Origin of the sequence: Rhizomicrobium palustre, assembly GCF_011761565.1 — a bacterium.
Classification (GTDB): Bacteria; Pseudomonadota; Alphaproteobacteria; order Micropepsales; family Micropepsaceae; genus Rhizomicrobium; species Rhizomicrobium palustre.
In genome coordinates this window covers 3,146,702-3,160,225 of the sequence record NZ_JAASRM010000001.1, presented here as the reverse complement: position 1 = coordinate 3,160,225, position 13,524 = coordinate 3,146,702, and the positions used below count along the sequence as shown (strand labels likewise).

Here is a 13,524-nt window from a genome sequence, read left to right as displayed (position 1 = left end):
CCGAAGTCTCAAGATAGTCTCAGAACAGCACTTGAGCGAAAAACGCCAACACAGAAAAAATCAAAAATAATACACCAAAACAATAACTTAGTTGGTGGTGGGCGGTGAGAGTTTCGAACTCCCGACCCTCTCGGTGTAAACGAGATGCTCTACCGCTGAGCTAACCGCCCGTCCGGGCGAACCGGCTTGGGGCGTCTCTCTTACACGAGCCAGCCAAAGCATCAAGCTTTGCCTTAGCCACCTCCGGTTGACAGCCCGTAACTCCAAGGTTACAGTAACCCATAGGTTACATTGCTGCGGGGCTTCATGAGCAAAGAGGCTGAAGACGAGATCGTCGCCAGGCTGGATGCGAGCGAAAGAGCGGCCTTGCGCCTCGCGGCAGCGATGCTGGGCGGCACGCTCCTCTTGGTTTTGCTCTTCACCGCGGCCCTGTTCTCAGGCCGGGGCGCGTGGCTGCAAAACCAAGACCTTCAGATCCTCGTCGCGGTTTTGGCAGGTAGCGGCTTCATCACCGCCTTCGCCTATTTTAAGCGTACTACGCCGCCTGTGGATGCCCAGGCCCCCAACATTGTGCGCAAGAGAATTGATGCCCATCACCGCACATGGCGTTGGATGCTCCTTTCAGGCCTTGTCGCCTTAAGCGGCAACATGATCGCATTGAGTTCGGCGGCTGAAAAGACGAGCGCGTTGGATTGGCCACTGCGATTGCTGTTTTTCGCGGTGACCGCGCTCTTGCTGCTGATGTGCACGGCACAGCTCGCCATCGGACCAGGCTGGCACAACCGCGAGACCAGAGCGATTTTGAACGACGAATTCACTGCGGCGTTGCGGGCCCGCACGCTGCGCTTTGGCTTTTGGGTGGTGATGCTTGCGCTGACGGGGCTTTGGGGGCTCGGCGCCTTCAGACCAGATTTGCTGCTGCCCGGCTTAGCCTGGGCGCTCTATGCCGGGTACGCCTTGCCTGCGCTTTATTACATCATCGCCGATTGGCGGGCCGGACGGGGGGAGTAGAACGACATGCTCGACAATCGATCCGACGAAGAAATTGCAGCCGAAGAAATGCGCAAGCTGGATGGGCACAGCCGCACAACTGCATTGGGACTAGTGTTCTGGATCGGCCTCGCCCTGCTCTTAGTGCTCGCCTTAAATTTTGCACCCGCAGGGATCAGTGGTCATGTTGCGTGGTGGCTGCCACTTGGCATTCTTATCCTCGTTTGGGGCGCCATCCTCCTGTATCGGCGACGCTTCCGCGCTGCGCCGGAAAAGCTTAGCCCGAACGTCGAAGGCCGACTGATTGAGCATTATGCCCGCCGTCAAAGATGGAGCGTCCTTTTTGTGATCGCGATGACGCTTACCCTGCTCGCGGAAACTGCCACTACTGCGCCGTGGTCGGATCGGGCCTTGTTTGCCAGCACGATCTTGATCGCAGCTCTGTCCCTCGTGCTCGGGCCTGGGTTTCTCGATCGTCATTACCGCGCTGCGAACAATGACGAGCTAAGCCGTGCCTTACGCGCCAGGGCCGCTGCTATCGGCTATCTCGTCGCCGCCGCCGCGTTAGTTACGAACTATTTGGTTCAAGCGCTCGCGCCTGCGGTTTTGCCGCTAGCTATGCGGCTATCGCTGGCAGCCATCGTTATCATCCCTACGCTATATTATCTTATCGCCGATTGGCGGGCATCGCGCGATGGCTGAGCGCCGACTTGGCAACCGGCTGAAAGAGATACGGACGGCGAAAGGGCTGACCCAGACGGATCTGGCGGCCCTTGTCGGCGTCTCGCGCAAGACCATCAACACGGTGGAGAACTCCGTCTTCGTGCCGTCCACCATGCTGGCGCTGGCGCTGGCGAGAACGCTCGAGACACCGGTCGAGGCCCTGTTCTTTCTCATCGAAGATGAGTAGCCGCCGCACGCAAAAAAACGGGACAGCCATCAGGCTGCCCCGTCTTTCAAAATCAAACTGTGCCGAAGCTTAGTTCAGCGAGTCCTTGAGCTGCTTGCCAGGACGGAAGCGCGGCTGCTTGGACGGCTTGATGGTGATTTCTTCGCCGGTCTGCGGGTTGCGGCCCTTGCCGCCCGCGCGGGTGGCAACCACGAACACGCCAAAGCCCGTCAGGCGCACTTCATCGCCTTCCTTGAGCGCCGCCGCGATCAGGTCGAAGACGCCGTCCACAGCCTTGGCCGCGTCAGTCTTGGCAAGTCCGGTGTGGTCGGAGAGCTTCTGGATCAGATCGTTCTTGTTCACGGAAATAGCTCCTTCTTACGAGGCGCGATCCGGCAGAGCGGTGGTCCTGTGCCGCGGGATAGCGCAGAAAACTCAGAATCGCCGGGGCGATTGGCCGAAATCTAGGGCGCCAAGCCCTAGCCGGGCAAGGAAAACAGGCCCGAAACCGGGCTAAACTCGGGGAATTTCCAACAAAAAAGCGTGCGAAACCGCGGCTTTTCCCCTTCAGGGGGTGGAAACAGGCATCCCGGCGAGGCTTTCCACCCCGCCGGGAATGCTAACTACTTCAATGTGTTAAGACAGAATCTGGGTCGCCATCGACGCGCTTTGCGGCGGCCGCTTCGTCCGGTTCCACCCAATCGATGGGCTCGGGCTCGCGCACCAGGGCAACTTTGAGAGCCTCTCCTACTTTGGAGACGGGAACGATCTTCAGCCCGGCTTTCACGTTATCCGGGATGTCGGCCAGGTCCTTCTCGTTCTCCTGCGGGATCAGCACCGTCTTGATGCCGGCCCGCAAGGCCGCGAGGAGCTTCTCTTTCAGCCCGCCGATCGGCAGCACATGACCGCGCAAGGTGACCTCGCCCGTCATCGCCACATCCCGGCGCACCGGAATACCCGTCAGTACAGAGATGATCGCCAACGACATGGCGACACCCGCAGACGGACCATCCTTCGGCGTCGCGCCTTCCGGCACGTGGACGTGGATGTCCACCTTGTCGAAGACCGGCGGCTTGATGCCATAGGTCGTCGCCTTGGAGCGGACATAGGAGCGTGCCGCGTCGATGGATTCCTTCATCACATCGCCGAGCTTGCCCGTGGTCTGCATCCGGCCCTTGCCCGGCATGCTGACGGCTTCGATCTGCAGCGTATCGCCGCCGACTTCCGTCCACGCCAGACCGGTCACGACACCGACCTGATCCTCACCTTCGACCTCGCCATAGCGGAACTGACGCACGCCCGCATAGGTGTTGAGGTTTTCCGGCGTGACCGTGATCGAGGTAGCCTTGCCCGAGACGATCTCCTTGACCGCCTTACGAGCCAGATTGGCAATCTCACGCTCCAGACTGCGCACGCCCGCTTCGCGCGTGTAATAGCGGATCAGGTCGCGCAGGCCTTCGTCGGTGATCGACCACTCGCTGTCCTTCAGCCCATGCGCCTTGACCTGTTTGGCGATCAAGTGGCGCTTGGAGATTTCCACCTTCTCATCCTCGGTGTAGCCGGGGATGCGGATGATCTCCATACGATCGAGCAAAGGCTGCGGCATGCGCAGGCTGTTCGCCGTAGTGATGAACATCACATCGGAGAGGTCGAAATCGACTTCCAGATAGTGGTCGTTGAAGGTCGCGTTCTGCTCGGGGTCCAGGACTTCCAAGAGGGCCGAAGACGGATCACCCCGCCAATCGGCACCCAGCTTGTCGATCTCGTCCAAGAGGAACATCGGGTTCGACGATTTTGTCTTCTTCATCGACTGGATGACCTTGCCAGGCATCGAGCCGATATAGGTGCGACGGTGACCGCGGATTTCCGCTTCATCCCGCACGCCGCCCAAAGACATGCGCACGAACTCGCGGCCCGTGGCGCGCGCGATCGACTTGCCGAGCGAGGTCTTACCCACACCCGGAGGGCCAACGAGGCACAGGATCGGGCCTTTCATCTTGCCGGCGCGCTGTTGCACCGCCAAATATTCCAGGATGCGTTCCTTGACCTTGTCGAGGCCATAATGGTCTTCGTTGAGGATGTCCTCGGCGAGCTTGATGTCCTTCTTGATCTTGGACTTCTTGCCCCAAGGCAGACTCAAGAGCCAATCGAGATAGTTGCGCACGACGGTGGCTTCCGCGCTCATCGGGCTCATCTGCCGAAGCTTGCGGATCTCGCCTTGCGCCTTCTCACGCGCTTCCTTGGAGAGCTTGGTCTTGCGCACGCGCTCTTCGAGTTCGTTGAGCTCGTCGCGACCTTCCTCGCCTTCGCCGAGTTCCTTCTGAATGGCCTTGAGCTGCTCATTCAGATAGTACTCGCGCTGGGTCTTCTCCATCTGGCGCTTGACGCGGGATTTTATCTTGCGCTCGACCTGCAGCACGCCGATCTCGCCTTCGATTAGGCTTAAGACCTTCTCGAGACGTTCCGCGGTACCGAAGGTTTCCAGCAAGGCCTGACGATCGCCGATCTTCACCGAGAGGTGGGAGGCGACGGTATCGGCAAGCTTGGCCGGATCTTCGATCTGCGCCACAGCCGCGAGCGTTTCAGGCTGCACCTTGCGGTTCAGCTTGATGTATTGCTCGAAGTTGGTCTTGACGGTGCGCACCAAAGCTTCGGTCTCGCGGCCCTCGCCCACCGTCTCGGAGACGGGTTCGATCTGAGCCTGGAAGAAATCCGTGCGTTCGGTGAAACCGGTCACGCGCGCGCGGCTCTTGCCTTCCACGAGAACGCGGACGGTCTGGTCGGGCAGTTTCAGAAGCTGCAAGACCGTCGCCATGGTACCGATCTTGTGCAACCCATCCGGGGTTGGATCATCATCCGCCGCATTCTTCTGGGTCAGCAGAAGGATCTGCTTCTCCTCGGCCATGACTTCTTCAAGCGCGCGTACGGATTTCTCGCGGCCAACAAAAAGCGGCACGATCATGTGGGGGAATACGACGATGTCCCGCAACGGCAGGACGGGCACAAGCGGGCTTTCCGGCTTGGCGCCTTCGGGGTTGGCGCCCTCAGTCTTGGCAGAGGGGAAATCTGACATTTATGGTCTCCTCGCCGGTTCTGCCGGCGGTTGTGCGGGTCCACCAGCCCCAGATGGGCACCGGCTCCGCTCTGTCGCCCGGAATGGGCCGACTCTAAGGTTCATAAAGTGGGGCTCCAACTGGATCGTTTCAAGACAAGGGAGCGACAAGCCGGACATAATCCCGGGGCCAGGGCAAAAGCGCAACCTCACCTCGCCAAGTAGGCGCCGAAAACCCTGTAAACCGGGTTAAACCTTCTCGTAGAAGACACCCAAACGCATCAGTTGCGAGCAAATAGAAATCCCCCTGGGGTGGTTCCCAAGGGGATTTCCAACTTTCCTGCTGTCGCGTAGCGAAAACGTCAGCTCGCGCTTTGCTGCGCCATCTGACCTTTATCGGAATACGTGTAGAGCGGCTGCGCCCTGCCCTCGACGACTTCGGCCGTGATGACGACTTCCTGAACACCCGTCATGGTCGGCAGCTCATACATCGTATTGAGCAGGATCGCTTCCATGATCGAACGCAGGCCGCGTGCACCCGTACGGCGCTGGATGGCTTTCTTGGAAATGGCCGAAAGGGCCTCATCCTGGAAGCGCAGCTTGACGCCTTCCATCTCCATCAAGCGCTGATACTGCTTGGCAAGCGCGTTCTTCGGACGGGTCAGGATTTCGATCAGCGCCGGCTCGGTGAGATCGCCCAAGGTGGCGAGCACCGGCAGACGGCCGATGAATTCCGGGATCAGACCGAACTTCAGAAGATCTTCCGGCTCCACTTCGCGCAAGAGTTCGCCCGTGGTGCGTTCGTCGGGCGCGCGTACGACGGCGCCGAAGCCCATCGACGAGCCCGAGGTACGCTGCGAAATGATCTTGTCGAGACCCGCGAAAGCGCCGCCACAGATAAAGAGAATGTTGGACGTATCCACCTGCAGGAACTCCTGCTGGGGATGCTTGCGCCCACCCTGCGGCGGCACGGAGGCAACGGTGCCTTCCATGATCTTGAGCAGAGCTTGCTGCACACCCTCGCCCGACACGTCGCGGGTGATGGACGGGTTGTCCGACTTGCGGCTGATCTTATCGATTTCGTCGATATAGACGATGCCGCGCTGCGCCCGCTCGACATTGTAGTCGGCGTTCTGCAGGAGCTTGAGGATGATGTTTTCGACGTCCTCACCGACATAACCGGCTTCGGTCAGGGTGGTGGCGTCGGCCATCGTGAAGGGCACATCGAGGATGCGCGCCAGCGTCTGGGCGAGCAAGGTCTTGCCGCAGCCCGTGGGGCCGAGCAGGAGGATGTTCGACTTCGCCAGTTCGACGTCCGAATTCTTGGAGCCCGCATTAATGCGCTTGTAGTGGTTATGCACCGCTACCGAGAGCACCTTCTTTGCATGCTGCTGGCCGACGACATAATCGTCGAGCACTTTGAAGATTTCCGCAGGCGTCGGAACGCCCTCGCGGCTCTTCATGAAGGAGGTTTTGTTTTCCTCCCGGATGATCTCCATGCACAGCTCGACGCATTCGTCGCAGATGAAGACCGTAGGGCCCGCGATCAGTTTCCTGACCTCGTGCTGGCTCTTCCCGCAAAACGAACAGTAGAGCGTGTTCTTGGATTCGCCGCCGCTGGACTTACTCATTCCGTTGTCTCGGGCCTTTCGGCCCGCCCTTTAAGACTGCAAGGCATGTCGCCTTTTCGGTCGCCTTTGCACCACCGTAAACGCACCCTGCACAACCCGCGCCAACTCAAATCGGTTCAGCACCAAGCCATTCGATCACGTTAGCGGCGGGCGGATCAAGATATGTTTAAACTACGCGTATCCTGACAGTCAGGACGAAAGGCGAAATCAGGAATTCTCCTGAGGCTCAGCACGCTTAGCAAACACAGCGTCAACCAAGCCGAAGGTTTTTGCCTCTTCTGCACTCATATAAGTATCCCGATCGAGCGCCTTTTCAATGGCCTCGACCGTCTGGCCGGTGTGGTTGGCGTAAATCTCATTAAGCCGCCGTTTTAACTTAACAATTTCCTGGGCATGGCGGGCGATATCGGCCGCCTGGCCGTAATAAGAGGCCGAAGGCTGGTGCACCAGGATGCGGCTGTTCGGCAGGCAGAAGCGCATGCCCTTTTCGCCGGCACACAACAGAAGCGACGCAGCGGAAGCCGCCTGACCGACGCAAAGAGTCTGCACCGTGGGACGGATGTACTGCATGGTGTCGTAGATCGCCAAACCCGCCGTGACCACCCCGCCCGGCGAGTTGATATACATCGAGATCTCTTTTTTGGGGTTATCCGCCTCCAAAAAGAGAAGCTGTGCCGTAATGAGACTGGCCCCGTAATCCTCGATCGGCCCCGTGATGAAGATGATCCGCTCTTTCAACAAGCGAGAGTAGATGTCGTAAGCACGTTCGCCGCGGGAGGTTTGCTCCACCACCATGGGAACAAGGGTATTCATGTAAACGTCACGGGGGTCAGTCATGGCAACTCCTGATTCGACCTCTGAGTTGAGTAGGCCAGCGGGGCTAAGTCAACCATTCCCACACCCGCGCATCAACCGCCAGATCGCCCAATCCTTTTTCGAACACTACCCTGTCATAGGCCGGGTCAACCGCCCCTTAATGGCGCAGCAATAAACCCTTTCTCAACCACATTCACGTCTAGCTGATGTGTCGCTGCCCAAATACGGGCTGAATATGTAATCAGGCCAAGACAGACCGCACCGCCATGGATGTCACCGCCACCAGCTCACCTGCCCTCACCGCTCCCGCGGCGCGCAATAATGTGAGCACCAAATTGGCCGAGGCCCAGGCGGAGAAGCTGAAAGAGCAGCAGCAAGCGCTTCAACAGCTCAAGGCCATGCCTAAAGCGAGCAGCGACAACGCCAAGGCTCAAGCAAAACAGCGCGTCGAGCAAGTGCGCCAGATGTTGCGTCAAATGAAGATGCTTGCGGCAGGCAATCCCAAGCAGATGGCCCGCCAGATCGCAGAACTCGCCAAAGAGCTGGCCGCGGCAGTGAAGGAATACGCCCAGACGACCGGCGGCAGCGCGGCCGCCGCGACCGATGCCGCCGATATGGCCAATGCCGCCACGACAGCGAAGGCCGCGGAGCTGGGAGCGCCAAATGAGAAGGGCGAAGCAAAAGCTGAGGATGCAAAAAGCGCGGAAGCCGGTAAGAGTGACGCCTCCCGTGCAAGCGATGCCTCCGAACAGAAGCAGGCGGTCGGCGCCTATCAAAAGACCGGCAGCGACATCCAAAAGCAGTTGCAGCAATCGCCCGAGGCCAAGGACAAAGACGATTTTCTCAATGAGGTGCGCGGCCTGTCGCGCCAATTAAAAGAGATGGCCAAGGCCGCCAAACAGGCCTTCGCCGGCCAACACCAAACCTCACGCGATGTGCAAGACAGCATGGAAGCCCTCACCAAGCTCGACAAAAGCGTCGAGGCCGCCAGCGGCGGGAGCGCCCTGATCCTGCCCGGGGCCGCGTTGAACATCAGCGCGTGAAAAAGCCACACGAGACAACAATCCCAGATAGAACAAATATTAACGTACCCGTGTAATTGTTCGCGCGCCTTTTGGGGTAGATCGCGATGCAGATCGCCAGCAGCACGGCCATTCCAGCAGCTACATCCGCGGCGGTGAGCGCGCCGCCGCAAGAAACCAGCCCTGCAAGCTCTTCCGCCCCCACCGACCAACTAACCCTCTCGCCCGCCGCACAAGCTGCGCTCACCAGCCCGACCAAACCTGCCGAGACCTGGTCGAGCGATGCGGTGACCAAGGGCCTCGCAGCCCTCAACGATATGAGCGGCAAGACTTCGCTGGACGATCAGCTCAGCGCCTACAAATCCCTCGCTGCGCTGGTGGCCGATGCGAGTAATTTCGATCCCACCAAAGCAGGCAATGATAAAGCCGTAGACGTGGCCACCGCCTTTGCCACCTCCGCCTATGTCGAGCATTACCGCGCGATGGCGTCTCAGGATGCCGCCTTCAACGGTCAGATCAGCAGCGATAATTGGGGTAAGGGTCAGGCGGATATCGAGCAGCGGCGGCTCGATTATTTCAATTCCTTGTCCGAGAACGATCAACGGCTCTTGATTCAAACCCGCCAAGCCACCTGGGCGGCAAGCGGCTTCACGGGCGGCGGATCGGCAAGTCCCGAGGATGCCAAAGCCTTGCTTTCGGCTCAGGCGGATGTTTCACGCGCCGTAGAGGCGGTGTTGGCCGATCCCACCTATGCCGCCGAGATCGCCGCGAAACAGGATGCGATCAAGGACAGCGAAGAAGATCGACAGACCGCGACAACAAAGGTGATCCAACAGAAAGCGCAAGCTTTGGGCGATGCCAAAACCTTGGCGCTGATGGAGCTTTCACGCGGCGGCAAAGATTTCGTGGCGCGGGCGAAAGCCTATTTCGATCAATACGGCCCAGCCCCGCAACAAAGCGATGCTGAGAAAGCCGCCGACGCCACAGCCCCCCTGCCCGCCAGCGGCTATAGGCCCCTTAGCGTCGCTGCCACGCAGGATTTCTTCAAAGCCGTGTCGACTCTGGCTGACACTAGCGGCAAAGCCACCGCGATTGAGCTTGGCGAGGCCTTCAATAAAACAACCGACGTTATGATAGACTGCATTAAACATGGCTATGGCGATGTAGCGGCACTGGCGAGCGGCAGCACCGCGCTGCACACCACCGGGGCAAAACAAATCAATCAAGCTGAGAAGCAATTCGAAAGTGCCTGGATGCCCGGCGGCGGCCCCGAAGTGGAGCGCGCGCAAGCCTGGTTCCGCAGCTATGAACATCTTGATGATTTCGATCAGCAGCTTCTCGCCACGACGCAGCAGGGGCATATGGGCGACGGCACGCCCGACAGTTTCCGGGCCACGCTAGTGGATTGGGTCGCGAACGCCGCCCAATGTGATGCCATCAGCGCCCTTAATCAGGCCAAGAATTACGGCCACCTCACTGCCAAAAGTACGGTGACCATTCTGGGGGTGACGCTGAACCTCAACTCTATCATGGCCTCTGACGACATGCGGCTCGATCCCTACACCCGCATGTCCGCCGATGTGAAAGCGCTGCTCAAGGATGCGGCCGAGAAATGGGCGGCAGGAGAAAAGGTCTCCATCGACGCCACCAAGCTCTACAAAGCCCCACCGACGGATGCCGAGAAGGCTTTGGCCACGCTGAAGGCCTATCAGTCGGGCAATCATCCCAAGACGGACGATGAAAAGGCACTCGCAGCGCTAAAGGACGCGCAGGATGGCAAGGAGGATAAGGATGCCGGCCTTACCCTTCTGGAAAAAGCCGCCGAGGCCAAGAAAGCGGCTGAAGATAAAAAGGACAAAGACGCGGCCAAGACGGACGACGCCGACAACAAAGATAAGAAGCCCGCAGCAGCGACAGCTCTGCCCATCGCGGCCAACCAGTTGGCAGGAGCGGCCTAATCCTCATCCTCCATCGGCTCGCCCGGGACATATTCGATGATCTCGCCGGGCTGGCAGTCGAGCGCGCGACAGAGCGCATCCAGGGTCGAAAAGCGGATAGCGCGGGCCTTGTTGTTCTTCAGGATCGAGAGATTAGCCAAGGTGATGCCGATGCGGTCGGCCAGCTCGGTCAAGCTGACCTTCCGTTCAAACATCACCCGGTCGAGATTGAGCTTGATGGCCATCAGATCGTCAGATCGCTGTCTTTTTTGAGTTTCAAGCCTTGGCGGAAGACTTCGGAAAAAGCCAGCACGAGGAATCCGCAGAACAGGGTCTCCCAGCTGAAAACTGATGGGAGATATAGGTTAAGCGGCTTCTCCACGAAGAAGTATGGAAGCTGCACCTCCCTGCCAGGTAGGTGAACTGCATAAGTGGAGGACAATGGCTCGGCATTGTGGGTCAAAAAATCCAGCAAAAAGTAAAAGCAGCAGCCACCCGTGGCGGCATCGACCAGGAACATCACCAACAGCGAAATCCCGATCCCTTGCATAAAATGCACCGATTGCAGGGTGAAACACTGCCCCCGCTCGACATTTCGGAATAGGCGCGACAGCACCTCGAAGAGACCACAAAAATACAGCAGGTCGATAAGAAAGACCGGTATGGCGGCGTGCATGAGCGCACTAAGGAACAGCGACGCATTCTGGATCTGGAAAGTCACCAGGCCCCGTTTGGCGAACTGCCACGCAAACTCCCGGTGCTGGAACGGCAGATCGCGCGGATCGCCCATCATGTTGATCACCAGAGACAAGCCGCGCCCGGGCATCACCGGATCAATCCAGGCGAAAAGCAAAACCACCACAAACAGCACGCCACATAAAATGGCGAGGCCTCGAAACAGCCGCCGTAAGGCACGCGGCAACCACACCAACTCCATAACCCCTATCCCCCTCAAATCGTCAGATCGTTTTCGTTTTTCAGCTTCAGGCCCTGGCGAAAAACCTCAGACAGCGCCAGCACGAGCAAGCCGGTGAAGAAATAGGGGCTGCCGAAAGGCGAGCCATTGCCGCCCTGGATCTCGAAATTGTTCGGCGCGGGGAACTGCAAATCCGTGCCCGAGATCGTCAACTGGGCGTGATGCGCCAAATAGGTGAAGACGGTGTATTGGAACCAGCCCTCCGCCACCGCCGAAACCACCGAGAAGATCAGCAACGAAAAACCGATGGTCTGCACCAGCCGGAACGAGGTTTGGGTAAAGCTCTGACCGTGTTGCACCGCCTTGAACAGGCGCCGCAACAACTCGAACAAAATGCCGAAATAAACGACCGAGAGGAGTGCGAGCGGCAGGCCCGTATGCTTGATCACCTCGAACAACCCGTTCGCATCGGTAATGCGCACATGCACGCCGGCGCCTGAAAGGTATTGCGCCCAAAGGGTAGTGCCTTTCAGCAAAATCACCCCCGGCTGCCCCAGAAAGTGCACATCAAAAGAGCCCTGCATCATGCCATAGGGCAGCTTGGGATCGACGATCAGCACCAGGATGATGGCGAAAGCGGCGATGCCCATCAGGATGGTGAAAAAGCGGAACACCCACTGCAGCGCCCGCGGCAGGAAACTCGTAGCCATCAAACCCCTCCACACTTCGCGATTAAAATTGACGGGCTAAAGCGAGCCCCTCGCCTGCCAGATCGAAGGCCCGCGTCAGGCAGTTCCGGGTCACGGCAGCCCCGCCATCCCGCCAGGAACCTCCGCAGATCTCAGCCGCAACTGCGGTGGCCAAAACCACGCCATAGCTCGGCGCGGCCTTGCCCGTGTCCGCCTCTGATCCGGCGATGAGCACCAAGGCCAGCAAAGCCCCTAAAGCAGCATTCCGTTGCTTCATCACAGCCCATATCGACTCTCGATACATCAACATCGAAAAACAATACACATTTATCGATAAACAACAATAGGAATATTTACTCTTCAGATGTGGCGTCGTTTCTCGCGGGCGCTGAACCTCCTCACACCGACGTGACCCATCGAGCAGCTTTTGCGAGCTACAAGGCGCCGGCTATTCGAGGGACAAACATGGGCAAGTGCATATCGGCATTGGCTGCCGCGGTTCTGGTGTCTTTCTCGGCGCATGCCGATCCGGCGGAAAAGGTCGATGCCAACGGCATTCTTCAGGTGCCTGCATTCCTGCAGCCGCTGCCGGAACGGGCGAGCCCGGAAGCCAAAGCGGCCTTGCTCGAAACGCTGCGTCCCAAGCCACCCGCCGCCACGCCGTCCGCCGCCCCTCAGCCTGAAGGCCCGCCCGACTACGTAAAAGGGCGCGAGCGCATCCGCGCCAGATATGTGCCAATCGTCAAAAAGCTGCAGGAGCAGTTCGGCGTCGATCTCAAGGAAGAAATGGTCGGCGGCATCCATGCCGTGGTGGTGACACCGAAAGACGGCATCGCGCCGCGCAACCGCCATCGCGTGCTGATCGGTCTGCATGGCGGTGCCTTCGTTGCCGGCGACGCGATCAATTTCGGCATGATGGACGTCATTCCGGTTGCCGCGAAGCTGAAGATCAAAGTGGTCTCGCTCGATTACCGCATGGGACCGGAGCACCAGTTTCCCGCCGCGAGCGAAGACGTGGCTGCGGCCTACAAGGCGCTGCTCAAAACCTATCCGGCGCAAGGCATCGGCATCTATGGCTGTTCCGCCGGCGGGCTGCTCACGGCGCAAGCCACGGCGTGGTTCCAGAAAGAGAACCTCCCCCGCCCCGGCGCGATCGGCATTCTGTGCGCCGGTGCCGATGCCAAATGGGCCGGGGATTCGATCTACTTCGCCCCAGGATTGTTGGGCAACACGCCGCCCGATCCGCGCAAGCCGCCGCATTTTGACGAGCAGGTCTATTACGGCAGCGCCGATCTCAACGCGCCGCTGATGTCGCCCATCGTGTCGCCGGAGGTGCTGAAGCAGTTCCCGCCGACGCTCCTCATCACCGGCACGCGCTCAGACGAGATGAGCACCGCCATCAATACCCAGCGCGAACTGGTCAAGGCGGGTGTCGAAGCCGACCTGCATGTCTGGGACGGCATGTGGCATGCCTTCATCGGCCGCTCGGAAATACCCGAAGCACAGGAAGCTCAGGACGTGATCGTCAAATTCTTCGACAAACACCTAAAGCCGTAGCGGAGCGTTTACGTACCAAAGCCGC

At 59.3% G+C, this 13,524-nt stretch carries 14 protein-coding genes and 1 tRNA gene; 6 read left to right on the top strand and 9 right to left on the bottom strand.

Annotated features, from left to right (window positions below; translation table 11 throughout):
- Positions 1-95: 95 nt before the first annotated feature.
- Positions 96-170, bottom strand: a tRNA-Val gene (locus FHS83_RS14025).
- A gap of 136 nt (positions 171-306) precedes the next feature.
- Between FHS83_RS14025 and FHS83_RS14020 the strand changes: the two genes are divergently transcribed.
- The 3 genes from FHS83_RS14020 to FHS83_RS14010 are packed head-to-tail and all read left to right on the top strand — an operon-like array spanning position 307 to position 1,900.
- On the top strand, positions 307-1,011 hold the full coding sequence (locus FHS83_RS14020; RefSeq protein ID WP_167083565.1) for a hypothetical protein: 705 nt from the start codon (positions 307-309) through the stop codon (positions 1,009-1,011).
- Between the two features lie 6 nt (positions 1,012-1,017).
- Positions 1,018-1,692, top strand: a complete 675-nt coding sequence (locus tag FHS83_RS14015; RefSeq protein WP_167083564.1) for a hypothetical protein — start codon at positions 1,018-1,020, stop codon at positions 1,690-1,692.
- Entirely contained in the window at positions 1,685-1,900 is a 216-nt protein-coding gene (locus tag FHS83_RS14010; protein WP_167083563.1) for a helix-turn-helix transcriptional regulator, read from the top strand. The genes FHS83_RS14015 and FHS83_RS14010 overlap by 8 nt, the downstream gene beginning before the upstream one ends.
- Positions 1,901-1,969: 69 nt before the next feature.
- Here the strand turns inward: FHS83_RS14010 and FHS83_RS14005 are convergent, their stop codons facing one another.
- From FHS83_RS14005 to FHS83_RS13990, 4 genes are all read right to left on the bottom strand, one after another.
- Positions 1,970-2,242: an HU family DNA-binding protein gene (locus FHS83_RS14005; protein WP_167083562.1), complete on the bottom strand. Its 273-nt coding sequence runs from the start codon at positions 2,240-2,242 to the stop codon at positions 1,970-1,972.
- A gap of 265 nt (positions 2,243-2,507) precedes the next feature.
- Positions 2,508-4,952: an endopeptidase La gene (gene lon / locus FHS83_RS14000; RefSeq protein WP_167083561.1), complete on the bottom strand. Its 2,445-nt coding sequence runs from the start codon at positions 4,950-4,952 to the stop codon at positions 2,508-2,510.
- A 341-nt stretch (positions 4,953-5,293) separates the two neighbouring features.
- Complete coding sequence (gene clpX, locus FHS83_RS13995; RefSeq protein WP_167083560.1) at positions 5,294-6,562, bottom strand: ATP-dependent Clp protease ATP-binding subunit ClpX; 1,269 nt, start codon at positions 6,560-6,562, stop codon at positions 5,294-5,296.
- A gap of 207 nt (positions 6,563-6,769) precedes the next feature.
- Entirely contained in the window at positions 6,770-7,399 is a 630-nt protein-coding gene (locus FHS83_RS13990) for an ATP-dependent Clp protease proteolytic subunit (protein ID WP_167083559.1), read from the bottom strand.
- A 245-nt stretch (positions 7,400-7,644) separates the two neighbouring features.
- On the opposite strand from FHS83_RS13990, the gene FHS83_RS13985 reads away from it, so the two are divergent.
- Both FHS83_RS13985 and FHS83_RS13980 read left to right on the top strand, forming a co-directional pair.
- Positions 7,645-8,421, top strand: coding sequence for a hypothetical protein (locus FHS83_RS13985; protein WP_167083558.1), 777 nt, complete (start codon positions 7,645-7,647; stop codon positions 8,419-8,421).
- An 86-nt stretch (positions 8,422-8,507) separates the two neighbouring features.
- Entirely contained in the window at positions 8,508-10,358 is a 1,851-nt protein-coding gene (locus FHS83_RS13980; protein ID WP_167083557.1) for a hypothetical protein, read from the top strand.
- Here FHS83_RS13980 and FHS83_RS13975 read toward each other — a convergent pair.
- From FHS83_RS13975 to FHS83_RS13960, 4 genes are read right to left on the bottom strand one after another with little or no spacing between them, the layout of a single operon-like run.
- Entirely contained in the window at positions 10,355-10,582 is a 228-nt protein-coding gene (locus FHS83_RS13975; RefSeq protein ID WP_167083556.1) for a helix-turn-helix domain-containing protein, read from the bottom strand. The two genes, FHS83_RS13980 and FHS83_RS13975, sit on opposite strands and share 4 nt — an antisense overlap.
- Positions 10,582-11,274 (bottom strand): DUF2975 domain-containing protein, encoded by a 693-nt coding sequence (locus FHS83_RS13970; protein WP_167083555.1) that lies wholly within the window; start codon positions 11,272-11,274, stop codon positions 10,582-10,584. Before FHS83_RS13970 ends, FHS83_RS13975 begins: the two co-directional genes overlap by 1 nt.
- A gap of 14 nt (positions 11,275-11,288) precedes the next feature.
- A complete protein-coding gene (locus FHS83_RS13965; RefSeq protein ID WP_167083554.1) occupies positions 11,289-11,963 on the bottom strand; it encodes a DUF2975 domain-containing protein in 675 nt (224 codons plus the stop codon).
- 22 nt (positions 11,964-11,985) lie between these two features.
- Positions 11,986-12,219: a hypothetical protein gene (locus FHS83_RS13960; protein WP_167083553.1), complete on the bottom strand. Its 234-nt coding sequence runs from the start codon at positions 12,217-12,219 to the stop codon at positions 11,986-11,988.
- Positions 12,220-12,407: 188 nt separating this feature from the next.
- Between FHS83_RS13960 and FHS83_RS13955 the strand changes: the two genes are divergently transcribed.
- A complete protein-coding gene (locus FHS83_RS13955; protein ID WP_167083552.1) occupies positions 12,408-13,499 on the top strand; it encodes an alpha/beta hydrolase fold domain-containing protein in 1,092 nt (363 codons plus the stop codon).
- The last annotated feature ends 25 nt before the right edge of the window (positions 13,500-13,524 follow it).